The organism is Desemzia sp. FAM 23988, assembly GCF_045528365.1.
Taxonomy (GTDB): domain Bacteria; phylum Bacillota; class Bacilli; order Lactobacillales; family Carnobacteriaceae; genus Desemzia.
The window spans coordinates 137,136-161,925 of the sequence record NZ_JBGQQS010000004.1 but is presented as its reverse complement, the minus strand read 5'-3'; the positions used below and the strand labels follow the sequence as shown (position 1 = coordinate 161,925).

Below are 24,790 nucleotides of genomic sequence, written 5' to 3'. Positions count from 1 at the left end.
TAAGGACAAGTTGTGATGGGGAGGGAAATTAAGTACCGAAGTTCCTGATGTCACACTGTCAAGAAAAGCTTCTAGTTAGAAACAAACAGCCCGTACCGCAAACCGACACAGGTAGTCGAGGAGAGAATCCTAAGGTGTGCGAGAGAACTCTCGTTAAGGAACTCGGCAAAATGACCCCGTAACTTCGGGAGAAGGGGTGCTGACCATCTGGTCAGCCGCAGTGAATAGGCCCAAGCGACTGTTTATCAAAAACACAGGTCTCTGCAAAATCGAAAGATGACGTATAGGGGCTGACGCCTGCCCGGTGCTGGAAGGTTAAGAGGATGGGTTAGCTTCGGCGAAGCTCAGAATTGAAGCCCCAGTAAACGGCGGCCGTAACTATAACGGTCCTAAGGTAGCGAAATTCCTTGTCGGGTAAGTTCCGACCCGCACGAAAGGCGTAACGATTTGGGCACTGTCTCAACGAGAGACTCGGTGAAATTATAGTACCTGTGAAGATGCAGGTTACCCGCGACAGGACGGAAAGACCCCATGGAGCTTTACTGCAGTTTGATATTGAGTGTCTGTACAGCTTGTACAGGATAGGTAGGAGCTATTGAAGCCAGGACGCCAGTCTTGGTGGAGGCATTGGTGGGATACTACCCTTGCTGTATGGCCACTCTAACCCTCAGCCATTAGCTGGCTGGGAGACAGTGTCAGACGGGCAGTTTGACTGGGGCGGTCGCCTCCTAAAATGTAACGGAGGCGCCCAAAGGTTCCCTCAGAATGGTTGGAAATCATTCGTAGAGTGTAAAGGCAGAAGGGAGCTTGACTGCGAGACCTACAAGTCGAGCAGGGACGAAAGTCGGGCTTAGTGATCCGGTGGTTCCGCATGGAAGGGCCATCGCTCAACGGATAAAAGCTACCCTGGGGATAACAGGCTTATCTCCCCCAAGAGTCCACATCGACGGGGAGGTTTGGCACCTCGATGTCGGCTCATCGCATCCTGGGGCTGTAGTCGGTCCCAAGGGTTGGGCTGTTCGCCCATTAAAGCGGTACGCGAGCTGGGTTCAGAACGTCGTGAGACAGTTCGGTCCCTATCCGTCGCGGGCGCAGGAAATTTGAGAGGAGCTGTCCTTAGTACGAGAGGACCGGGATGGACACACCGCTGGTGTACCAGTTGTTCTGCCAAGAGCATCGCTGGGTAGCTATGTGTGGAAGGGATAAACGCTGAAAGCATCTAAGCGTGAAGCCCCCCTCAAGATGAGATTTCCCATCACATTAGTGAGTAAGACCCCTGAAAGATGATCAGGTAGATAGGTTGGAAGTGGAAGTCTAGTGATAGATGGAGCGGACCAATACTAATCGGTCGAGGACTTAACCAAAGTTTTTAGGTGGATTCGAAGAATCTGAACGAATGTGCATTAGACAAATCCAGTTTTGAGAGTACACTATTCTCACACATATGTGTGGTGACGATGGCAAGAAGGTCACACCTGTTCCCATGCCGAACACAGTAGTTAAGCTTCTTAGCGCCGAAGGTAGTGAGGGGTTTCCCCTTGTGAGACTAGGACGTTGCCGCGCAATCGAAAGCATCATCTTCGGATGGTGCTTTTTTTGTACATATTTAAGTTACAGTACTGTTACTTTTTTTTATTTAACTTTCTATACTCTATCAATACTTGTACAATAAAAGTAAGATACAAAAATAGTGATTTAATTATCGTGAGCTCCATGTGAGTATCAAAGGGAGTGAAATGTGTATGGAAGAAAACACACAAAAAATGTATTATTGTGCTTTGGTTTTTGATGATAATGAATATTTAATTGCAGCGACCACAAAAGGTTTAGCTTTTGTAGGGTCAAAAAATGCTGGTCTTATTGAATTAGTAGTGTGGATCGAAATGTATTGTGCAGGTACTTTACTGGAAGAAAATAACGAGTTTATGCAATCATACCAAATGTTGTTGGAAGAATACTTTCAAGGGACAAGAAAAGAATTTGATGTGCCACTAGATATTAAAGGAACTAATTTCCAAGAAATGGTATGGCGCGAATTATTAAACATACCTTATGGAGAAACACGTACTTATTCAGATATTGCGGATGCTGTTGGAAATCCTAAAGCAATCCGTGCTGTAAGCGGAGCAATAGGGAAGAATCCTGTTGCAATAGTGGTGCCTTGTCATCGTGTAATTGGAAAAAACGGTAAACTTACTGGCTACCGAGGCGGCTTAGAGATGAAAAAAGAGTTATTGGAACTCGAGAAATGTACTGTACCTCAATTGAATATTCCTTCCTAATTGCCTGAAAAGCTCATCTGATTGGATGAGCTTTTTTTTATTCTGGTGAACGTTCTAATAGTGAAAAGGATTAAATCCTGTTATGATAAATGCGATTAAACAGAAGCAGGAGGATAAACTCGATATGGAAAATAAACAGAACGGCATTAAAACATTCATTCGTTTGTTATGGTCTACTAAAATCTCAAAAGGAGTTTTGAGTCTTGGGTTAATCGGAAGCATAGTCACAACTATGGTTGGTTTAGCGATTCCTCTATTAGCTGGTAATATTGTAGATGAATTTACTTTAGAAACTATTCAAATACCTATAATTGCTGCTATTGTTGCAGCTTTTCTATTGCAAGCTGTGATTGACGGAGGATCTGCTTATTTACTAGCAAGAGCTGGGCAGCAAATGGTGGCTCGTTTGAGAGAACGATTATGGTTGAAGATGATCCGACTACCTGTTAGCTATTTTGATACTACTCCTAGTGGAGACTCTGTCAGCAGAGTAGTGAATGATACGGGGATTGTTAGAGATTTGATCACGTATTATTTTCCGCAATTTGTGACGGGGATTATTTCTATTGTTGGAGCTGTCACTATTTTACTTTTTATGGATTGGAAAATGACTCTAGTGATGCTGATCTCAGTGCCGATAGTCTTACTGGTGATGATTCCTTTAGGAAAGAAGATGGGAAAGATTTCCCGCGAACTTCAGGCGGAAACGGCTCAGTTTTCTGGAGATATCCAACAAACGTTTAGTGAAAATCGTTTGATGAAGTCTTCAACAGCGGAAATGACAGAAGAAGAAAAGGGAAAAGCGGGTATTCAGCGATTGTTCAAGACTGGACTAAAAGAATCGAAAGTTACTTCTGTTATTGGTCCTTTAATGTATTTGATCATTATGGCTGTAGTGGTACTGATTTTTGCCTATGGTGGGATACGAGTGGCTAATGGCACCTTATCGACTGGTTCATTAGTAGCTTTTTTGCTTTATTTGTTCCAAATCATTTACCCGGTTACATCTTTCGCTACATTTTTTACGCAACTCAATAAAACAATTGGTGCTACAGAACGTATCGTGGCAATTTTAGAAATGGCGGATGAATCTGGCCAAGAAGGAATAGCGGAAAATATAACGGATAAACTATTGAGCCTTCACCAAGTGTCGTTCAGCTACCAAAAAGATGAACCGGTTTTAAAAGAAGTTTCTTTAGTAGCGAAACCAGGTGAAATGATTGCATTTTCTGGTCCGAGCGGTGGTGGTAAGACGACTATCTTTAGTTTGTTGGAGAGGTATTATGAGCCTGATTCTGGTGAAATAAAGGTTGGAGATATCCCAATTCAGCAGTTCTCATTAGCTTCATGGAGAAATCAGATTGGTTATGTATCGCAAGAGAGTGCTATGATGGCAGGGACTATTCGTGAGAACCTGACATATGGGTTGAAAAACGCAGAATCGATTTCGGATGATCGTCTATGGGAAGTAGCTAAGTTGGCTTATGCAGACCAGTTTATTAGGGAATTCAAGCAGGGTCTAGACACTTCTGTTGGTGAACGAGGAGTTATGTTGTCTGGAGGTCAAAGACAGCGTATCAACATTGCTCGTGCCTTCTTACGTGATCCTAAGATCTTATTAATGGATGAAGCTACTGCCAGTTTAGATAGTCAATCGGAACAAGTAGTTCAGCAAGCTTTAAGTCGCTTGATGAAAGGAAGAACGACGTTTGTGATTGCTCACCGTCTAGCCACGATCGTCAATGCAGATAAAATTATTTTTATTGAGCACGGAGAAATTACGGGGAGTGGGACTCATGAAGAATTAAAAGCTAGTCATTCTTTATACAGAGAGTTTGCTGAACAGCAATTATCCTAACTAAAAGGCAGTATGAATGGGACTTTATGCCTGTTTATGTTGCCTTTTTTTCGTTAGATAAGTAATCGTTTTTTTGGTTTTTTGATAAAGAGTATTATATGATGACAGAATAGAATGAAAAAAATTAAAGAAAAGAGGAAATGCATTGATACAAAATAATAAACATTCGAGATCTTTCATTAATTATTTAGTCATTCTGTTTTATGCGGCAATGGTAGGTGTGAATGCACTGGCTAATATTCTACCCATCAATGGAATAACTACGGGGGAAGTTTCAGATTCCTATCCTAACTTATTTGCTCCTGCTGGATTGACCTTCTCAATTTGGGGTGTCATCTATCTTTTGTTAGGGATATACGCTATTTATCAATTAATTGGATTTCGAAAAACGAGTAGTGCAATAAAGTTAGACTCTGTAAAGAAAATAAATCGTTACTTTATCCTTTCTTCAGTGGTCAATATTGCTTGGATTCTAACGTGGCATTATGATTTTATCGGGCTTTCAACCCTCTTGATTTTTTCTTTGCTCATTTGTCTGATTTTGATCAATCATTTGACTCAGTCTGCTAATCTGTTATCGAAAAAAGATAAGCTTTTTATTCGACTTCCGTTCAGTATTTATTTTGGATGGATAACGGTAGCGTCGATAGCTAATGTAACGATATTACTGGTAGACATAGATTGGAATGGATGGGGGCTGACAGATCAAACTTGGACGATCATTATTTTGATAGTAGGATTGGTCATTGCATTAGCAACTATGATCAGCAACAAAGATATCGCTTATGGGTTAACTATTTTGTGGGCGTACTTTGGGATTGCCTATAAACATCTATCTGAAACAGGTTTTTCGGGTGACTATCCGTTGATTATTGCCACCGTCATTGGAGCAATGGCTGTTGTATTGATTACGTGCGGCTATTTATTGTATACACGTAAAAAAAGAGCAAAAAGTTTTTATTAACGAGAAATGGCCTCTAAAAGTTAGGTTTTTACTCTAACATGGGGTCATTTTCTTTTATCTAGTAGTCAGGTTATGGCTTTTTACAAGTTGTTCATAGGCGCAGTCCTTGAAAAAGAATAGAACCTTTCAAAATATGCTTTTATAAAAGGATATTAAAGAAACTAGACAAGGAACAGCCTTTTTCTTAAATTCTTTTTCATGTAGAAGTGTGGTAAACTTGTGTTACGAATCTAAAAGTAAGGATCAGGATATATGACTAAAAACACAAGGTTAATGTATATCGCTCTATTAGCTGCTCAGGGGGTAGTCATTTCGTTAGTTGAACGATCTATTCCGTTTCCTTTTGCATTTGCACCAGGAGCTAAATTAGGCTTATCTAACATGATCACAATACTGGCATTATTTACTTTATCGTACAAAGACAGCTTTAAAGTAGTTTGGATGCGGCTGTTAGTGACTACATTGTTAGGTGGTACGCTGTCTACATTTTTGTACAGCTTTGCCGGGGCCTTTTTAAGTTATTTCGGTATGTTAGTCATTCGAATGTTGGGGCCGAAAAGGGTCAGTCTTATTGGCGTAAGTGCGGCAGGCGGAATTTTGCATAATGTTGGTCAATTAGTAGTGGCTAGTACGATTGCTCAATCCTTTAGCGTGATGCTGTATCTTCCAATATTGTCTTTTTCAGGAATATTTGCTGGAATAGCTGTGGGGATAGCCGCTAATTACTTAATGGAACACGTAGCTACCATAAAAAAAATACAGAATGAAGAAGCCAAACATAATCGTTTAACACGAGCATGGTACGAAGCTTCTTCAGAGAAAGAATAAAACAGCATGAAAGCCTCTTAAAAATCAACTAAATGGATTTTTAAGAGGCTTTTTGTATAAAAAGAGCTAGAGAATGAGTGTCATGTATTATTTCTAACTTGATAAACAACGTTATGTGAACTAGCGAGCTAAAAAGCGTTTACAATTGACGGAAATAAGAACAAATCAATTAAAATCAATATTTTTGCTTGTTCAGTGTAGACATAACAAGAGAAATAAACTATAATAAATTCGTAATAATAAATAGTAAGTAAAGTTATAATACATTTGTTTGCTCAAAGAATAACAATTTTTTATAAATGAACATAGGATAAGGAGTTTTTCGAATGGCAACAAAAAATATTGTTGTAGTTGGTGCTGGTTATGCTGGTGTGGCTGCTACGAAAAAATTATCAAAACATTTTAAAAAAGATAAAGATGTGGTTATCACTTTAATTGACAAACACTCTTATCAAACTTACATGACTGAGTTGCATGAAGTCGCTGCGGGCCGTGTAGAACCCGATGCAATCCAATATGATCTGCAACGTTTGTTCGCTCGCCAAAAAAATGTAGATATCGTAACAGATGAAGTACTTCATGTAGACCATGATGCAAAAACGGTTAAAACAGTAAAAACTGTCTTTAACTATGATTATTTGATTTTAGCTATGGGTGGAGAGCCTAATACGTTTAACGTACCTGGTGTTGAAGAAAATGGATTCACATTATGGTCATGGGAAGATGCGAATGCGATCCGTCGTCACATCAAAGATACAGTAGAAGCTGCATCAAATGAACATGACGTTCAAAAAAGAAAAGCAATGTTGACGGCTGTTGTCAGTGGAGCTGGGTTCACTGGTGTTGAAATGGTCGGAGAATTGATGGAATGGGGAGAACGTTTAGCTAAAGACAATAAATTAGATCCTGACGAATTTAGCTTATACTTAGTAGAAGCTGCTCCGAAAATTCTTGGAGTCGTTACTGAAAAAGAACAAACTAAGGCTGAAAAATACATGTCGAAAAAAGGGATTCAAATCATCAAAGGCAATGGGGTAGCAAATGTTGCTAAAGATTCAATTGAATTGACGGACGGTACTGTGATCCCAACTCATACATTAGTGTGGACTGCAGGAGTTAAAGCTAATTCAGATGCTGCTGAATATGGCATTGAAACGGCTCGTGCGGGGCGTTTGGTAGCGAACAAATACATGGAAGCTAAGGGCGTAAAAGATGTCTATTTAGCTGGAGACCTTGTGTACTACGAAGAACCAGAAAAAGACAACACACCAGTTCCACAAATCGTTCAAAGTGCAGAACAAACAGGTCACACGGCAGCTGCAAACATCATCGCTGCAATGGAAGGCAAAGAAAAAGTAGAACACAAAGGTAATTACCAAGGATTTATGGTTTCTATCGGTTCTCGTTACGGTGTAGCTTACTTAATGGATAAAATCCATTTAAGCGGCTTCCTGGCAATGTTTGTAAAACATATGGTGAACTTATTGTACTTCTTGACTATCGGATCTGCTTTCTACTTTGTTCAATATATCAGACACGAATTCTTCTTTATTAAAGACAAACGCAATATTTTCCGCGGACACTTATCACGATTAGGAAACATTTTATGGTCAGTACCATTGCGTGTTTTCTACGGAAGTATGTGGACTTGGGAAGGGATCAAAAAGACATTTGGTTTATTCGGGACAACATCTTGGTTTGGCAAAGAAATCGTCTTGCCATTTGAATGGCTGCAAGAACCAACCACAGGTGCTTCTCAAGTAGTTGAAGAAGTAGTCGCTAAACCGGTATTTGGTTTAAGCTATGTGTATGGTGAAGAACCAATGATGGTATTCAGCAAAGCTCCAGGCTGGTTCAACTCTATCATGGAATTCATGATTCCTAATACAGATGTCGCTTTATTCTTCCAAAAGTTCATGACAATCGTTGAGTTATTGATCGGATTAGCGATTATTGCAGGACTGTTTACATGGTTGGCAAATGCCGCTACTATTGCTTTAGTCGTTTCATTCTCACTTTCAGGTATGTTCTACTGGGCAAACGTTTGGTTCATTCCAGTCGCGATCTCATTGATGAACGGATCTGGTAGAGCATTTGGATTAGACTATTACGTGATACCATGGATTCAAAATAAGTTGAGTAAGTGGTGGTATGGAGATATTAAATCCATCTATGAAACTGGTATTAACAAGTAAAATGTGTTAAAAAGGGGATGGGACAAAAAGTCCCATCCTTTTATTTTTGTAAAACGTTCAACAGAGGTGAAGATAAATGAAAAAGCAGCTAAAGATGGTTCGTCGGTGGGATATTATGATTGTATTAGCTTTGATGGTAGCGTCTTTCCTTCCGCTGGTTTTTTTTACGTATGTGCAAGCTCAGACTGGAGATGCTGAATTGAAAGCAGTGATCAGCGCAAACGGAGAAATCGTTAAAGAGTTTATTTTAACGGATGATGGCCAGACCGAAGAATATGTCTATACAGATGACCATGGGCATAAAAACACCGTGATTCGTGATGGATTGAAAATTTATATGTCAGATGCAAGTTGTAATGATCAATTATGTGTTCGAAAAGGCGAAATCAATGCATTTGGCGAGACGATTGTTTGTTTGCCGAATCATTTATTAGTTGAAATAGAACCCAGTCAGTCTGATGTTGAAATTGAAAATGAGCTAGACATTATTTCCTGAAATAAGCACTTTAAAAATAGAGGAGAACTGGTATGAAGATTCACCCAATGTGGAAAGACTATCCTTCGATACAAACTGAATTAAAAGCATGTATTTCTTTAATCGAACAAAACATCACTATTAAAAATAAAGATGTGCAACAAAAAATCGTTCAATTGCTTTCTTCCGGCGGTAAAACATTACGTCCTGCGTTTAGCTTAATGTTTTCACAGTATAAAAGCGAAACGGATCAGGAAAAAGCTCGAGCGATTGCAGCTGCTGTTGAAGTGCTGCATTTAGCAACTTTGGTGCACGATGACGTCATTGATGAATCTGATTTGCGTCGCGGGCAAGAGACGATTAATACGCAATATGACAATCGAGTAGCAGTATACACCGGCGATTACTTATTTACTGTCTGTTTTCGTCTGCTCACAGATTATGCAGCGGATGCTTCGGCGCTGCAATTAGATAAAAACGGCATGGAAAGCATCTTGGTTGGCGAACTGAACCAAATGAATATGAAGTACAATTCTAATATGACTATGCGCAATTATTTGAAACAAATACAAGGCAAGACAGCACAATTGTTTGCGCTGAGTTGTTATGCTGGGGCCTATGAAAAGGGCTCAGAAAAAATGGCCAATTCAGCTTATCAAATCGGCAATAATATAGGTATGGCTTTTCAAATTATTGATGATGTACTGGATTACACGCAAGATACTGTGATTGCAGGGAAACCGATGATGAGCGATTTGAAAAATGGTATTTATACCGCTCCTCTTTTATTTGCCATGCAAGAAAATCGGGAAGTATTCGAGCCTTATATTTTAAAAAAAGATCAGATCACAGAAGAAGAGATCAAAGAAGTATACAAGTTGGTGCAGTTGTATAAAGGTGAAGAACGCGCGAAAGAATTAGCCAATAAATATACTAAAAAAGCGTTAAAACGAATCAAACGACTGCCTGAAAATTCAATAAAAAGCACTCTATTGACCATTACTGAGCAAATGTTGTCTCGTGATATGTAAAAAAGAAACCTTATAAAATAAGGTTTCTTTTTTTAAAAGTGAAATGTTCATAAATTTTTCAGATAGTTAATGAAAAAATTATTAAATTGTGTGAAATAGATTGATTTGTTTTGCTGTCAATGCTACTATAAGTACGTAATAAAGAAAAGAAATATTTGTGAATACTTACACAAATAGAAGTGCATATACTAAAAAAGGGTGGGTATAAAATGAAAAAATTATTCTCAGTATCAACGTTAACTTTAGCTTCAGCTTTGGTATTAGCTGCATGCGGCAGTTCTGAAGAAGCAACAGAGTCATCTGAATCAGCAGCTTCAGAAGGCGGATTACAAGATGGAACATATACTTTAGTAGAGAAAAACTTGGATGAAAATGGCTGGAAAACAGACTTCTCTATTACTGTAAAAGGCGGAGAAATTACTGAATCAAATTATGAGAACGTAAATGAAGCTGGCGATAAAAAATCTGAAGACGAAGCTTATCAAGAAAGAATGTCAGAAGTTTCCGGCGTCGGTCCAGTAGAGTACTTCCCGCAATTAAATGAACAATTAGTTGAAACTCAAGATCCAGCAGCAGTTGAAGTAGTAACTGGAGCTACACACTCATCAGAATCTTTCAAAGAGTATGCGCAACAATTAGTAGACGCTGCTGAAGAAGGCAATACGGATACCATTGAAATCGATAATTAATAGTTTCTATTCTCATTAATTGATTTATAATAACAGGTAGGGGCAATGTATTTTGTTCCTGCCTGTTTTTGTATGAATTACGAGAAGTTAGGAGAAATAAAATGAAAAAAATATATCAACATAAAAAAATCTTAAGTGGACTAATGATGGGAGCTTTTTTTCTTTTACTGGCCGGCTGCGGCTCGAAAGAAGAGCAAGCCTTGCTCACCACGCCCTATGAACAAACAGAATTTCTAATGGGTACTTATGTAACATTGCGTGTGTATGATGAAGGGAAAGAGGAAGTTCTGGAAAATGCTTTTGCCCGAGTCGAGAAATTAGCGGATAAGGTAACTGTTAATGAACCTGGCTCAGAAATCGACAAAGTCAACGAAGCTGCGGGAGACGAAGCTGTCAAACTTTCAGATGATGTGTATCCTTTAATCGAAACTGCTGCAAAATACAGTGAAGTTTCTAATGGCGGATTTGATTATACTGTAGGACCTATAACAGATTTATGGAGAATCGGCTTTGATGATGCTAGAAAACCGGAGCAAGCTGAAATCGATGCAGCATTGCCGCTAGTGGATTACAGCAAAGTTGAGTTAGATGCAGAAAATCAAACCATCTTTTTAACCCAATCAGGAATGGCTTTAGATTTAGGAGCGATTGCTAAAGGCTATATTGCAGATGAGATCAAGGTATTATTCGAAGAATCAGGGGTCACCACGGCTATTATCGATTTAGGTGGAAATGTAGTCGTTATGGGAGGTTCGCCTACCAGAGAAGGAGAAGCTTGGAATATCGGGATACAAGATCCTTTATCTGAACGAGGAGAAACCGTTGGAAAGACCAAGCAAAAAGATCGGTCAATCGTTACTTCTGGAATCTATGAACGTTATCTTGAAGTGGATGGGGAAATTTATCATCATTTGATGAATCCTGAGACTGGTTACCCTTTTGATAATGAAATTGCTGGCGTGTCGATTATTTCCAATCGTTCTGTTGATGGGGATGCTCTTTCAACAGTTGTATTTGGATTAGGGTTAGAAGATGGATTGGAATACGTGAACAATCGAGATGATATAGAAGCTGTTTTTATTACCAAAGAAAAAGAAATTTATACGTCAGATGGGTTGATGGATAACTTTGAATTGACTAATGAGGAATACACTTGGGTGAATAAATAAGTTTAAGCTGGAGTGCATCAAAAAAACCTTTAAAGGAAGTGTATGAATGAGTGTACCTGTTTTTTTAGAATTGGTTGAGATAAAAACCAAATTAGCTAGTTTATTTCCTTTTACATTAGGTGTTTTATTTTCTTTGTATTATTTCTCGGAGCTGAATGGAGTAAACACCTTGCTGTTTTTTCTTGCAATGGTGGTTTTTGATATGGCCACTACTGCAATCAACAATACGATGGACTATGTCAAAGCAAAAAACATGGACTACAAAGACCAGGAAAATATTTTAGGAAAAGCTGGGTTGTCAGTGAAGCAAGTAACCTATTTGATTGTGGCAATGGTAACTTTTTCTGCTGTCATTGGTCTGTTATTGGTTTATCGAACGAACCTTTTGCTGCTGGTCATAGGTGCTATTTGTTTTGCGGTAGGAATATTATATACTTTTGGACCATTCCCGATCTCTAGAATGCCTTTAGGTGAAGTGATGTCTGGTTTGACAATGGGATTTGGTATTTTCTTTATTGCCGTTTTTATCAATGTTCCTTCTACCTTTATCACAGCCTTGACAATAGAATGGCCTAATTTCGCGCTGACAGGAAGCATCCAAAATGTAGCAGCCATCTTTTTAGCTTCTCTGCCGTTAGTGTTTACGATTGCCAACATTATGTTGTCCAATAACATTTGCGATTACGAGACAGACATTACCAACCATCGCTATACATTAACTTTTTATATTGGCAAACCAATTGCTGTGCGTTTATACCGTTGGTTGTACTATGGGGCTTTTGCTGCCAGCACATTAGCCGTTTTACTAGGAGTCAACTCTGTTTTTATGTTAGGTATCTGGATCATTTTCCCTATTGTTCAAAAAAATATTCATGTTTTTACCAATAAGCAAGATAAAGCCACTACATTTGGCTTAGCCATAAAAAATCTAATTGTTTACCACGGGATGCAAATTATTCTATACAGTTTAGCCATTATTTTTCAATGATGAAACAGGGCGGCAGTTGATTTAAAAACTAAAATATTCTGGAAGAAGGCTAGTAGAAATGGGTTTTAGCACATTATGTTACCATGAATTCCGTAAACGAGAAGAAATTACTGAACAAGGACCGTCTCCGATCAAAGTGACGCAAGATTATGATGATGCACTGCCGCGTGAACTCTTTACCTATGTAGAAGACTTTGAAGCGCAAATGAACTACTTAAAAGCGGAGCAGTATCATGTCTTGACGTTAGAAGAAGTTCGGGCTTATTTGAACGGAGCAGAGATTCGGGAAAAATCGGTTTTACTGACAGCGGATGATACTTATCAATCGTTTAAAAAGTACGCTTATCCGATCTTGAAAAAATTGGATTTTCCTGTTGTTTCATTTGTAGTGTTAGGTTGGTTGAGCGAGCAGGAAGAACCATTTCTGGCTAGTCGTTCTGTGTCTATGAGCAAGGAGGAGCTGGAAGCTATGAAAGGTCTAGTGACAACAGCCAATCACACTACTCTGCTGCATCAACGATTTGCGGACGGCAGCTCCGCAATCCAAACGGTTACTGACGAAGCATTGAAAGCAGATTTGGCGACATGTGGAACTTATGTAGAAGAGCCTGATGTTTTTGCCTATCCTTTTGGAATCTACAATGAACGAGATCTTTTACGCTTAACAGCAATAGGGATGGACTTGGCATTTACTTGCAAGTCAGGTAAAAATACGCAAGATACGCCGCCGTTAGAGTTGCACCGTGATGTGGTTCCGCTGGGTATCTCATTAGAAGAATTTAAAGCAATCGTTTCATAAAAACAACAGCCTGAAAAGTACCGATCCAGGACTTTTCAGGCTGTTGTTTTGTGATTTATTGGAGTATCGGTCTGTATAAGGAACTTTATTTAGTTCACCCTTAATCACACGACTGTCGACTGGGGTACTGTCTTTTGGAACAACAAAAACCCCTTCTACTTTTTAAGTAAAAGGGGAGAAAAGGGCTTGGGTTGGTGTTATGCTTTAATGGTTACTGGCTCTCTGCGAATAACTTCTTGTGTTTCGATATCAAAGAAGTGTCCTTTGTTCATGTCGAAAGCTAATTCAATCATTTCGCCAGGATTGTGGAAGTCGCGTGCATCTACTTTAGCTATGAATTCTGTATTGCCGACTTTTGAATACAGCATAGTTTCAGCACCCAATAGTTCTGATACTACAACTTCAGAATTAACGACAGTATTTGGAGAAGAATCGATAGCGATTTGTTCGCTGTGGATGTCTTCAGGACGAATACCGAAAATCAGTTTTTTGCCATCATAACCACGTTCTTTTAACAAACTCAACTTGCCGGCTGGAACTTCGATTTGTAAATCTGTTCCATTAGAAATCGTATTGTCTTCCAATGTTACTTCAAATAAGTTCATGGCTGGAGAACCGATAAATCCGGCAACAAAAACGTTATTTGGTGTATCGTAAACTTCTTTTGGAGAACCGATTTGTTGGATGAATCCGTCTTTCATGATAACGATACGATCTGCCATTGTCATCGCTTCCGTTTGGTCATGGGTTACGTAAATAGTTGTTGTTTCTAAGCGGCGGTGCAATTTAGCAATCTCTGCACGCATTGCTACACGCAATTTCGCATCTAAGTTGGATAAAGGCTCATCCATTAAGAAGACTTTTGCGTCACGAACGATTGCACGTCCTAAAGCTACACGTTGGCGTTGTCCACCAGAAAGAGCTGCTGGTTTACGTTTCAAGTATTCTGTTAAGCCTAGGATATCAGCGGCTTCTTCTACACGGCGTTTGATTTCTTCTTTTTTGTATTTGCGTAATTTCAATCCAAAGGCCATGTTATCGTATACAGTCATGTGAGGATATAGGGCGTAATTTTGGAAAACCATTGCGATATCCCGGTCTTTTGGAGCTACATCGTTCATCAACGTGTCGCCGATCCATAATTCGCCTTCAGTGATTTCTTCTAATCCAGCAACCATCCGTAAAGTTGTGGATTTCCCACAACCTGATGGGCCAACAAACACAATAAACTCGCGGTCTTTAATATCTAAATTAAAATCTGTTACAGAATAAGTATCATTATTGTCGTAACGTTTATGAATTTGTTTTAAAGCTAATTCTACCATATGATTCGTCCCCTTTGTGTAATTGTTTAGTTGATAGTACCAGTATATTGTAAACGCTATCTTTTTAAAATGTTGAACTGCACAAAAATCAAAAGATTTATTTGTGCAGATTGCTCAGAGCAGAAAAATTGCTGATTCTAAACAATTTTCTCCAAGAGTTCTTTTTCTTATGCTAAACTAGTAAAATGAAAACCGCAAAACAAAAGCTTTTTTTATAAAGAAAGGGACTGACAAATGAACAAAGTAAGAGGTTTTGAAATTGTATCAAGTTACGAAGGAAAAGAGATCACATTGCCAGAGAGAGCTACACAGCAAGCAGCAGGCTATGACTTTCAAGCAGCTGAAGACATTGTAGTGCCTACTATTTGGAATGTATTATTAAAAAATCAAGCGTTGCAGCAAAATGAAGCTTCGAGTTTACCTCAAGAAAATAAAGAATATCTAGCATCAACACTTGTTCCTACAGGGATCAAAGCGTATATGCAGGAAGATGAGTACTTGCAATTAGCCAATCGTTCCAGCAACCCGATCAAAAACCAATTGTCTATGCCAAATGGGGTAGGAATCGTGGACGCTGATTATTATGGGAATGAAAAAAATGAAGGGCACATTTATTTTCAATTTATCAACTACGGACTGACAGATTACGTCATCAAAAAAGGAGACCGTATCGGTCAAGGAATCTTTATGCCTTATTTGAAGGCAGACAAAGATACAAATAGCGGCATTCTTCGCACTGGCGGTTTTGGGTCTTCAGGAAAATAACGGTTCAAAAGTGCACAAAAACTTATTTTTCAGTTTCTTGCGTATCATTATTTAACAAGAGACAATAAACTTAACGGTTATTTAAACTTATTGTGCATTCTAGAAGCCCCAGAAGGCTTAAGATGTGGTAAAATAAGAATAGTCATAAAACATCAAAAAGAAAGAGAGGTTCAGCTTTTGGCCAAAAAGAAATCGACTAAATTTGTCTGTCAATCTTGTGGTTATGAATCTCCTAAGTGGATGGGACGTTGTCCAAATTGTGGCAGTTGGAATGAAATGATGGAAGAATTGGAAGTAGACAAAACAGATCGCCGCAGTCGCGTTAGTATGACCGGTGCAACGGCTAAGGCGCAACTCGTCAAAGATGTCACGGTTTCTACCGAAACGCGGGTCAAAACGCAATTAGGCGAATTGAATCGTGTGTTGGGCGGTGGAGTTGTTCCGGGTTCTTTAGTGTTGATCGGGGGAGACCCTGGTATTGGTAAATCTACTTTACTGTTGCAAGTTTCAGCTCAACTCAATATGACAGGCGGAAAAGTCCTTTATGTGACTGGAGAAGAGAGTGCGACGCAAATCAAATTGCGGGCAACTCGCTTAGGCGTTGACGGAGGGAAATTCTATATTTACCCAGAAACCGATATGAGCGCTATTCGGCAGACCATTGAAGAGATCAAACCAGAATATGTAATCATTGATTCGATCCAGACGATGAATCAACCAGATATCACGAGTGCTGCTGGGAGTGTTTCGCAAGTACGTGAAAACACAGCGGAATTAATGAAAATCGCTAAAACAAATAATATTGCTATCTTTATTGTTGGTCATGTGACCAAGGAAGGGGCAATTGCTGGACCGCGTATGTTAGAACACATGGTGGATACAGTGCTGTATTTTGAAGGAGACCGTCACCAATCTTTTAGAATTTTACGAGCTGTAAAAAACCGGTTTGGCTCTACTAATGAAATAGGTATTTTCGAAATGCGGGAAGATGGATTAAAAGAAGTATTAAATCCTTCAGAAATGTTTTTAGAAGAACGTCTGGCGGGAGCAAATGGGTCGTCCGTAGTGGCAGCTATGGAAGGAACACGTCCGATACTTGTAGAAATCCAAGCTTTATTGACTCCTACTGCGTTTGGGAATGCCAGAAGAACTGCCAGCGGGTTAGACCATAATCGAGTCTCATTGATTATGGCAGTATTGGAAAAAAGAGCGAATTTATTGCTGCAAAATCAAGATGCTTATTTGAAAGCAGCGGGTGGCGTAAGATTAGACGAACCGTCTGTCGACTTAGCCATAGCGATCAGTATCGCTTCCAGCTACCAAGAAAAAGGTACACGAGCTACGGATTGCTTTATAGGGGAAATCGGCTTGACTGGCGAGATCAGACGTGTCAGTCAAATTGAACAACGCGTTAAAGAAGCGGCTAAATTAGGATTTGAACGCATTTTTATTCCTAAGAATAATATCGGAGGCTGGACTTTTCCGAAAGACATTGAAGTCATCGGTGTCGCGACCATTAGTGAAGCCGTCAAAAAAGGGATCAAAGGATAAATTTTAAGGAACGTCCAATAGTCATTCAGGCAGCTTTGCACAGCAAGTGTAAAGCTCCTCAATGATGATAAACTAATTAATATAGTACAGCTTTTATAAAGGAGGAACATATTTGAAGAAAAAAATTATCTCGCTTGTTTTTGTCTTGATTGGTGGAAGTATCGGAGCAACATTCTTGCCATTATTTTGGGAAATTATTGGCGTCAACAGTAATTTAGTCAACAATGTATTCACGAATATTTTGATTGGTGCACTTATTTTTTATCTTTTATCTTTACCTTCCGTGAAATATGTTGAACGAGCTATTGGAAAAGCAGAAGAATTTATTAGTCAGTTAAGCTTATCGTATTTGATTGCTGGCAGTATCGGAACAATTATAGGATTGCTGTTGGCATGGCTTATTACGATCCCGCTAAGTACTTTTGGATTGCCGTTATTAAGCAATGTAGTGCCTTTATTAGTGACGATATTTTTGGCTTACCTCGGCTTTCGAGTAGGGACAACGCGTCGCCAAGAAATCCGCACGTTATTCCAAACGAAACCCAAACCAGAGACTGAGGAATCCGAGAACCAAGTTTTAGAGCGTAATGCAGACGACAATTTCCGCAAATACAAGATCTTAGACACAAGCGTGATCATAGATGGACGAGTGTATGATATTGTCATGACAGGTTTTCTAGAAGGAACGATTTTGATTCCAAACTTTGTATTGCATGAATTGCAGCACATTGCTGACTCTTCCGATAGCTTGAAACGCGTACGTGGAAGAAGAGGGTTGGACATCTTAAATGCGTTACAAAAAGAAGAAGGCTTAAAAGTAGAAAATTACGATGGAGATTTTAAAGAAATCGAAGAAGTCGATGCTAAGCTGGTGAAGCTGGCTAAATTATTGGATGGAGTAGTAGTGACCAATGATTACAATTTGAATAAAGTATGTGAATTCCAGAATGTTCCTGTTCTAAACATCAATGAATTGGCTAACGCAGTAAAACCAGTCGTTATCCCAGGTGAAAGTATGGTAGTGACGATGGTCAAAGCTGGTACAGAACGGACGCAAGGAGTCGCTTATTTAGATGATGGCACAATGGTCGTTGTAGAAGAAGGACAACACTACATGAACAAAACGATTGAAGTAGTCGTGACAAGTGCACTTCAAACGGCTGCTGGTCGAATGATTTTTGCAAAACCGGCTAATACACAAAAGAAACTGAACGATAAAGAATAGGAGCGATTGGATTTGGCAAAAACAACTTATGAGCTGATTTTATTAGCAGCTGGCCAAGGCAAACGCATGAAGAAGGATCGAAATAAAGTCTGGTTGTCATTAATGGGAAAACCATTGATTGAACGTGCTATGGAAACTTTTTTAAAAGATCCTTGTTGCGTTCACATCATTGTGACGGTCAACCCAGATGAAGTTGAGATGCTGGAAGAATTGATTGAAGCGGAATTTCCGAATACAGATAAACCTATCTCGCTGGTTATCGGCGGTTCTGAACGACAATACAGTTCATACAATGGCTTACAGTATTTAAAAGATCCTGAAAACGGGTATGTGATGATTCACGAAGCTGCCCGTCCCTTTCTTGAACAGGACTTTATCGATCAGTTAAATGAAGGTATGCAGCAAACAGGAGGAGCTATTTTAGCCGTCCCTCCAAAGGATACAATCAAACAGGTTTCAAATGGGATCATTGAAAAAACGATTTTACGAGAAAGTGTTTGGCAAGCTCAAACGCCGCAAGCTTTTCGCAGTTCTCTAGTGTTGGAGGCTCACGAAAAAGCAACTAGCGACAACTTTTTCGGAACAGATGACGCGTCTGTTGTGGAACGGATTTTTTCACAGATCAAGATCGTACCGGGAAACTATTACAATATAAAAATGACTACTCCAGAAGATTGGGTAACAGGCGAAGCTATTTTGCATCATCAGTTATCCAACTAACTCCTGCAACAGAAAAATCAATCTAGATAGCGAGTATCTTAGAGTTAACAATTGTCAAAGTCACATTTGCGTGGTAACTTTAAGTGGATAAGACAACAAGGTTTTAATTTAAATTGAAGGCATTCTATTTTTAGAAAAGAGGACATACATTATGACAAAAAAAGTTCGTGTACGTTACGCACCAAGCCCAACAGGACATTTACACATTGGGAATGCTCGTACGGCTTTATTTAATTACTTATTTGCCCGTCATCATGATGGAGAATTTATTATTCGTATTGAAGATACAGACCAAAAACGAAACATCGAAGGCGGCGAAGAAAGCCAACTGGAAAATTTAAAATGGTTGGGTATCGAATGGGATGAAAGTCCAGAAAAACCTGGCAAATATGGTCCATATCGTCAATCGGAACGTAAAGAGATTTACGATCCGTTAATTGACCAATTATTGATGAGCAACCGTGCTTACAAGTGTTACTGTACAGAAGAAGAGTTAGAAGAAGAACGCGAAGCACAACGCGCTCGCGGCGAAATGCCTCACTATGGCGGCAAATGTGCAAACTTATCTGCAGCTGAACAAAAAGCTAAAGAAGCAGAAGGTATCGTACCGGTTATTCGCTTCCGTGTACCAAAAGAAAACACATATGCATTTGATGATTTAGTAAAAGGACACATCTCTTTTGAAGCAGAAAGTGTTGGAGGAGACTTTGTTATCCGTAAACGTGACGGTTTCCCAACGTACAACTTTGCAGTAGCCGTAGATGACCATTACATGAAAATCACGCACATTTTACGTGGAGACGACCATATTGCCAACACTCCAAAACAAATGATGATTTATGAAGCGTTTGACTGGGAAGCACCGACTTTTGGTCACATGACGTTGATCATCAACAGTGAAACAGGTAAAAAACTGAGCAAACGTGATGAAAGTATTCTTCAATTTATCGAACAATACCGCGAATTAGGCTACTTGCCGCAAGCGATGTTCAACTTTATTGCTTTACTAGGCTGGTCACCTGTTGGAGAAGATGAAATCTTTGATCAAGAAACACTGATTAAGATCTTTGACTCAGCACGCTTAAGTAAATCGCCTGCCGCATTTGATGCGAAAAAACTGGAATGGATCAACAATCACTACATGAAAGATGTAGACTTGGATACTGTTACGGAATTAGCAAAACCGCACTTGGTAAAAGCTGGACGTATCGAAGAAAACTTATCTGAAGAACAAGAACAATGGGTGAAAAACCTTGTCAGCTTGTATCATGAGCAAATGAGTTATGGAGCAGAAATTGTTGAATTATCTGAATTGTTCTTTACTGAAGCGCCAACTTTAGGAAACGAAGCGCGTGAAGTACTAGCTGGCGAAACCGTTCCTGAAGTATTAGCCGCATTTGATAAAGTATTGAGTGAAATTGAACCATTTGATGCGGATAATGTTAAAAAAGGAATCAAAACGGTTCAAAAAGAAACTGGCGTTAAAGGGAAAAACTTGTTTATGCCGATCCGTATTGCTGTAACCGGCCAAATGCACGGTCCGCAATTAAACGAAACGATTGAATTATTAGGACGCGAAAAAACAAAAAAACATTTAGAAGAAGTTCTAAATACATTAGCGTAAAACTATACATTAAAGACAATGATAAGAAAGAGTAACTGAACAAGTGTCCTCAGAGAGTCTGTATGGGTGGAAGCAGATGACACGAATTCAGTGAAGTGCCTCTTGGAGTTGTGGTGTCGAATCAAGTAGACACCTACCGGCTAACACCCGTTACCCTGTCCGAGATTAGTGGCTTTTTGAGCGACTAATGAAAAAAAGTGGAACCACGCCAAAGCGTCTTTTTTGTGAAAGCAAAAAAGACGCTATTTTTATATCAGGATGTGGAGGTCGCTTGGTAGACGCGACAAGAAAATAGGAAATGCAATAGAGGATGTTCTTTATCCTCAATTGCATTTATCTTTTTCTCGAGTGTCTAGCGACCGCAACTCGCCTAGACTGATGCGAAGTGGCCCGTTTAGCTCGGATAGAAAAAAACTAGTTTAATAAATTCCCCCAAAAATAAATCATAAAAAAGAAAAAAAGGTGGCCAATATGCGTACTATAAGTGAAACGGTTCAAACGATAAAACAGAATGATCCCTCAGTCCGCAGTACGCTGGAGATATTCTTGACTTATCCGGGGTTTCATGCGATATTGTGGCATCGAGCAGCGTATTTTTTCTATCGGCACCAATGGTATTTGGTGGGGAAAATAATCGCGACTATTTCTAGATTTTTTACAGGAATCGAGATTCATCCAGGAGCCGTCATTGGAAAAAGATTGTTTATTGATCATGGGATGGGACTGGTTATTGGAGAAACGGCCATCATTGGAGACGATGTGGTGCTGTTTCATGGGGTAACTTTAGGCGGAACCGGAAAAGAAAGAGGAAAACGACACCCTACGATTGGGAATAATGTCTTAATATCCGCACATACTCAGGTTTTAGGACCGATCACTATAGGAGATAACTCTAAAATCGGCGCTTCAGCAGTGGTGCTGGAAGACATCCCAAGTAATGCTACAGCTGTAGGGATACCTGCAAAAGTCGTCAAATTGAATGGTCAACGAGTAGCACACTAAACTAAACGAATTAAAATCTCACCTAAAAAGGAAGTGGTAATCCATGCTAAAAATCTATAACACGCTGACTCGCCAAAAAGAAGCATTTGTCCCTTTAGAAGAAGGCAAAGTAAAAATGTATGTTTGCGGTCCTACGGTATACAATTACATCCATATTGGAAACGCGCGCAGTACTGTAGCTTTTGATACGGTTCGCAGGTATTTGGAATATCGCGGGTATGATGTCAATTTTGTTTCTAATTTTACCGATGTAGACGATAAAATCATTCGTACAGCTCAGGAAATGAACATCACTGCTCCCGCAGTTGCTCAGAGATTTATTGATGCTTATTACGAAGACACCGCTGCTCTAGGCGTTGAAAAAGCTACAAGCAATCCTCGAGTTATGGATAATATGCCTGATATCATTGAATTTATCAACGCGTTGGTCGAAAAAGAGTATGCCTACGAAGCAAGCGGTGATGTCTATTTCCGTACGCGTAAATTTAAAGAGTATGGCAAACTTAGTGATATGTCGATCGATGATTTAGAAGTGGGTGCAAGCAATCGTCTAAATGACGAAGAAAATACCAAAAAAGAGGATCCGTTAGATTTTGCTTTATGGAAGGCTGCCAAAGCGGAAGAAATCAATTGGGACTCTCCTTGGGGAAAGGGTCGTCCAGGCTGGCATATTGAATGCTCGGTCATGGCTACTAAATACCTTGGAGATACGATCGATATCCATGCAGGCGGTCAAGACTTGGCTTTTCCGCATCACGAAAACGAAATCGCTCAAAGCGAAGCCAAAACAGGGCATCCATTTGCTAAATATTGGATGCACAATGGTTTTGTGACGATGGATAACGAGAAAATGAGTAAGTCGCTTGGAAATTTTGTTTTGGTGCATGATATCATCAAACAAGTAGACCCTCAAATATTGCGCTTTTTTATGGCGACTACACAATACCGCCGTCCTATCAGTTATAGCATGGCAACTATTGAAGAAGCTGAAAATAATTTAACCAAATTGCGTCATGCTTACGAAAATGTTGGTTATCGCTTGAAAGATGCTGTAGAATCAATAGGAACAGATACTGAAAAATTAGCTCAGTTAGAACGTTTTAAGCAAGACTTCATTCGTGAGATGGATGATGACTTTAATGCGGCCAATGGAATTACTATCGTTTATGAATTGGCTAAAACAATGAATATTTACAGCGAACAAGCCGAAGTGTCTAAAACAGTATTAGATGCCATGAAAAACTTGATGAGTGAATTGATGCAAATTTTTGGTATCGCATTTGAAGAAGAAACGTTATTGGATAAAAAAATTGAGCAATTGATCGTAGAGCGCAACGAAGCTCGTGCTGCTAAAAACTTTCAACGAAGCGATGAGATTCGAGATTTATTAAAAGCAGAAGGCATTGTTTTAGATGATACACCGCAAGGAACTAGATGGAGAAGAGGATAACATGACTGAAAAAAATTGGGCATTATTGAACGGATTAGCATTAGCTTACGTTGGAGATGCCATTTATGAAACGTATATAAGAGATTATTTAGTGAACCAAGGGCAAACCAGACCCAACCAATTGCATCGAATGGCCACACATTTTGTATCCGCAAAAGCACAAGCCTTTTTGATGCATGAAATGATATCAGCGGAATTGCTTTCTGAAGAAGAAGTAACCATGTTCAAACGAGGCAGAAACGCTAAAAGCCACACTTCAGCTAAAAATGCAGATATTACGACGTATCGTATTTCTACAGGGTTTGAAGCGTTGATGGGGTACTTGCATTTGTCAGGTGAAAAAGAACGTATGGAAGAATTGATCAACTGGTGTATCCAGAAAGTGGAGGAGACAAACGATGCCAAGAAATGATAAACGATCGTCAAATAGAGATCGAGATAGAAAAAAAACGACTAACCGTCGTCCTCAGCACAAACGTCCGCAACAAATTGATTCCGTAGAAGCGGTAGAGAATGAAGAGGATCGCGATTTTGTCATGGGAAGAATCCCAGCGATCGAAGTATTGAAATCAGAACGAGATATCAATAAAGTCTTTTTACAAGAAGGTCTTTCTGGCGCTAAAATGGAAGAAATTCATGGACTAGCTAAAAAACGCAAAGTACAAATTTCGATCGTGCCAAAATCAAAACTAGATTTACTAGTAGATGGACAAAACCATCAAGGTGTTGTGGTTGGAACAGCAGCTTTTGCTTACGCAACGATTGATGATCTGTTTGAAGCTGCTGCTAAAAAGAATGAGGATCCGTTCTTTATTTTATTAGATGGAGTGGAAGATCCTCACAATTTGGGATCTATTATGCGTACGGCAGATGCGAGTGGAGCTCACGGAATCATCATTCCCAAACGTCGAGCAGTAGGATTGACTGCAACGGTAGCAAAAGCTTCAACAGGCGCCATTGAGCACGTTCCAGTCGTTCGTGTGACCAATCTGGTACAAACCATCAAAGACTTGAAAGAACGCGGTATTTGGTTCTATGGCACAGATATGGAAGGCCAAGACTACCGCAAATGGGATGCAACATTGCCAGTGGGACTTGTTATTGGAAATGAAGGCAAAGGTGTCTCAAGGCTCGTGAAAGAGCAAATGGATGGGACTATTACCATTCCTATGACTGGTCATGTGCAAAGTTTAAACGCAAGTGTCGCAGCTGGTTTATTGATGTACGAAGTTTACCGAGGACGCAATAAACTGTAAAACAAACTAAAAGGGAAAAGAAGGGAGGTCGAGGCTATGAAGAAAGAAGTTCTGATCGTAGATGGATACAATATGATAGGCGCTTGGCCAATGTTGGAAAAATTGAAAAACCAAGATGAGATGGAAGAAGCCAGAGATTTATTGCTACATGAACTATCCAATTATGCAAAATATGAGGACATCGAAGTACGCATAGTTTTCGATGCCCAATTTGTTCCCGGAATCCAAAAAAGCTATGCAAAATATCAACTAAGTGTTATATTTACTAAGGAAGGTGAAACCGCTGACAGTTACATTGAACGGGTAGTTGGTGAAGAAAATTTGCTCATTACACAAGTCACCGTAGCGACCAGTGATCTAGCCGAACAATGGATCATTTTTCAAAAAGGTGCGTTGCGTAAATCTGCCAACGAGCTGTACAAAGATTTACAATACTCAAAGAAATCCATCGAAAATGATGCAAAAGCCTTACATAGCCAAAGTTACCGCCGAAATTCACCATGGAACCACCATCAATTAGATACGTTAGAGAAATATCGAGATCATTTAGCAGAGAAAAAGTAGGATTTTGAGAATCCCAAAAAAGAGCAGACT

22 protein-coding genes, 2 rRNA genes and 1 other annotated feature are annotated in these 24,790 nt (G+C 39.5%); of the genes, 23 read left to right on the top strand and 1 reads right to left on the bottom strand.

All coding sequences use genetic code 11. The features are described 5' to 3' along the window. The 13 genes from ACEN4L_RS04175 to ACEN4L_RS04115 all read left to right on the top strand — a co-directional run. Nucleotides 1–1,364 (top strand): 23S ribosomal RNA (locus tag ACEN4L_RS04175); the annotation flags it as partial. An 83-nt stretch (nucleotides 1,365–1,447) separates the two neighbouring features. Continuing rightward, a 5S ribosomal RNA gene (gene rrf / locus ACEN4L_RS04170) occupies nucleotides 1,448–1,563 on the top strand. Nucleotides 1,564–1,742: 179 nt separating this feature from the next. Beyond that, nucleotides 1,743–2,282 carry a methylated-DNA--[protein]-cysteine S-methyltransferase gene (locus tag ACEN4L_RS04165; protein WP_407096086.1) on the top strand — a complete coding sequence of 180 codons (540 nt, stop codon included), beginning with the start codon at nucleotides 1,743–1,745 and terminating at the stop codon, nucleotides 2,280–2,282. A 124-nt stretch (nucleotides 2,283–2,406) separates the two neighbouring features. After that, on the top strand, nucleotides 2,407–4,140 hold the full coding sequence (locus tag ACEN4L_RS04160; protein ID WP_407096085.1) for an ABC transporter ATP-binding protein: 1,734 nt from the start codon (nucleotides 2,407–2,409) through the stop codon (nucleotides 4,138–4,140). A 145-nt stretch (nucleotides 4,141–4,285) separates the two neighbouring features. Then, nucleotides 4,286–5,104: a TspO/MBR family protein gene (locus ACEN4L_RS04155; RefSeq protein WP_407096084.1), complete on the top strand. Its 819-nt coding sequence runs from the start codon at nucleotides 4,286–4,288 to the stop codon at nucleotides 5,102–5,104. A 252-nt stretch (nucleotides 5,105–5,356) separates the two neighbouring features. Then, nucleotides 5,357–5,932 carry a Gx transporter family protein gene (locus ACEN4L_RS04150; RefSeq protein WP_407096083.1) on the top strand — a complete coding sequence of 192 codons (576 nt, stop codon included), beginning with the start codon at nucleotides 5,357–5,359 and terminating at the stop codon, nucleotides 5,930–5,932. 326 nt (nucleotides 5,933–6,258) lie between these two features. Then, nucleotides 6,259–8,127: an FAD-dependent oxidoreductase gene (locus ACEN4L_RS04145; protein WP_407096082.1), complete on the top strand. Its 1,869-nt coding sequence runs from the start codon at nucleotides 6,259–6,261 to the stop codon at nucleotides 8,125–8,127. Between the two features lie 76 nt (nucleotides 8,128–8,203). Continuing rightward, nucleotides 8,204–8,623 carry a NusG domain II-containing protein gene (locus tag ACEN4L_RS04140; protein WP_407096081.1) on the top strand — a complete coding sequence of 140 codons (420 nt, stop codon included), beginning with the start codon at nucleotides 8,204–8,206 and terminating at the stop codon, nucleotides 8,621–8,623. 32 nt (nucleotides 8,624–8,655) lie between these two features. Then, the gene (locus ACEN4L_RS04135; RefSeq protein ID WP_407096080.1) at nucleotides 8,656–9,633 is read left to right on the top strand and encodes a polyprenyl synthetase family protein; all 978 of its coding nucleotides are present in this window, start codon (nucleotides 8,656–8,658) and stop codon (nucleotides 9,631–9,633) included. Between the two features lie 209 nt (nucleotides 9,634–9,842). Beyond that, entirely contained in the window at nucleotides 9,843–10,322 is a 480-nt protein-coding gene (locus ACEN4L_RS04130; protein WP_407096079.1) for an FMN-binding protein, read from the top strand. A gap of 101 nt (nucleotides 10,323–10,423) precedes the next feature. Further along, nucleotides 10,424–11,491: an FAD:protein FMN transferase gene (locus ACEN4L_RS04125; RefSeq protein WP_407096078.1), complete on the top strand. Its 1,068-nt coding sequence runs from the start codon at nucleotides 10,424–10,426 to the stop codon at nucleotides 11,489–11,491. A 46-nt stretch (nucleotides 11,492–11,537) separates the two neighbouring features. After that, nucleotides 11,538–12,479, top strand: a complete 942-nt coding sequence (menA, locus tag ACEN4L_RS04120; RefSeq protein WP_407096077.1) for a 1,4-dihydroxy-2-naphthoate polyprenyltransferase — start codon at nucleotides 11,538–11,540, stop codon at nucleotides 12,477–12,479. A 58-nt stretch (nucleotides 12,480–12,537) separates the two neighbouring features. Further along, nucleotides 12,538–13,278 (top strand): polysaccharide deacetylase family protein, encoded by a 741-nt coding sequence (locus ACEN4L_RS04115; protein ID WP_407096076.1) that lies wholly within the window; start codon nucleotides 12,538–12,540, stop codon nucleotides 13,276–13,278. Nucleotides 13,279–13,475: 197 nt separating this feature from the next. Here ACEN4L_RS04115 and ACEN4L_RS04110 read toward each other — a convergent pair whose 3' ends face one another. Next, a complete protein-coding gene (locus tag ACEN4L_RS04110; protein WP_407096075.1) occupies nucleotides 13,476–14,603 on the bottom strand; it encodes an ABC transporter ATP-binding protein in 1,128 nt (375 codons plus the stop codon). Nucleotides 14,604–14,837: 234 nt separating this feature from the next. On the opposite strand from ACEN4L_RS04110, the gene ACEN4L_RS04105 reads away from it, so the two are divergent. The 10 genes from ACEN4L_RS04105 to ACEN4L_RS04060 all read left to right on the top strand — a co-directional run bounded on the left by ACEN4L_RS04105 (nucleotide 14,838) and on the right by ACEN4L_RS04060 (nucleotide 24,760). Then, nucleotides 14,838–15,368, top strand: coding sequence for a dUTP diphosphatase (locus ACEN4L_RS04105; protein ID WP_407096074.1), 531 nt, complete (start codon nucleotides 14,838–14,840; stop codon nucleotides 15,366–15,368). A 177-nt stretch (nucleotides 15,369–15,545) separates the two neighbouring features. Then, complete coding sequence (radA, locus tag ACEN4L_RS04100) at nucleotides 15,546–16,919, top strand: DNA repair protein RadA (RefSeq protein WP_407096073.1); 1,374 nt, start codon at nucleotides 15,546–15,548, stop codon at nucleotides 16,917–16,919. A 112-nt stretch (nucleotides 16,920–17,031) separates the two neighbouring features. Next, nucleotides 17,032–18,144: a PIN/TRAM domain-containing protein gene (locus tag ACEN4L_RS04095; protein ID WP_407096072.1), complete on the top strand. Its 1,113-nt coding sequence runs from the start codon at nucleotides 17,032–17,034 to the stop codon at nucleotides 18,142–18,144. Between the two features lie 12 nt (nucleotides 18,145–18,156). Next, a complete protein-coding gene (gene ispD, locus ACEN4L_RS04090) occupies nucleotides 18,157–18,864 on the top strand; it encodes a 2-C-methyl-D-erythritol 4-phosphate cytidylyltransferase (RefSeq protein ID WP_407096071.1) in 708 nt (235 codons plus the stop codon). A 151-nt stretch (nucleotides 18,865–19,015) separates the two neighbouring features. Further along, nucleotides 19,016–20,488, top strand: a complete 1,473-nt coding sequence (gene gltX / locus ACEN4L_RS04085) for a glutamate--tRNA ligase (RefSeq protein WP_407096070.1) — start codon at nucleotides 19,016–19,018, stop codon at nucleotides 20,486–20,488. Nucleotides 20,489–20,497: 9 nt separating this feature from the next. Continuing rightward, nucleotides 20,498–20,712, top strand: a binding site (T-box leader). A gap of 247 nt (nucleotides 20,713–20,959) precedes the next feature. Beyond that, on the top strand, nucleotides 20,960–21,490 hold the full coding sequence (gene epsC, locus ACEN4L_RS04080) for a serine O-acetyltransferase EpsC (protein ID WP_407096069.1): 531 nt from the start codon (nucleotides 20,960–20,962) through the stop codon (nucleotides 21,488–21,490). A 43-nt stretch (nucleotides 21,491–21,533) separates the two neighbouring features. Next, nucleotides 21,534–22,940 carry a cysteine--tRNA ligase gene (gene cysS, locus ACEN4L_RS04075; RefSeq protein WP_407096068.1) on the top strand — a complete coding sequence of 469 codons (1,407 nt, stop codon included), beginning with the start codon at nucleotides 21,534–21,536 and terminating at the stop codon, nucleotides 22,938–22,940. Between the two features lies 1 nt (nucleotide 22,941). After that, entirely contained in the window at nucleotides 22,942–23,352 is a 411-nt protein-coding gene (locus ACEN4L_RS04070; RefSeq protein WP_204212173.1) for a Mini-ribonuclease 3, read from the top strand. Then, nucleotides 23,339–24,196: a 23S rRNA (guanosine(2251)-2'-O)-methyltransferase RlmB gene (gene rlmB / locus ACEN4L_RS04065; RefSeq protein WP_407096067.1), complete on the top strand. Its 858-nt coding sequence runs from the start codon at nucleotides 23,339–23,341 to the stop codon at nucleotides 24,194–24,196. The genes ACEN4L_RS04070 and rlmB overlap by 14 nt, the downstream gene beginning before the upstream one ends. A 36-nt stretch (nucleotides 24,197–24,232) precedes the next feature. Continuing rightward, nucleotides 24,233–24,760, top strand: a complete 528-nt coding sequence (locus ACEN4L_RS04060; protein ID WP_407096066.1) for an NYN domain-containing protein — start codon at nucleotides 24,233–24,235, stop codon at nucleotides 24,758–24,760. The last annotated feature ends 30 nt before the right edge of the window (nucleotides 24,761–24,790 follow it).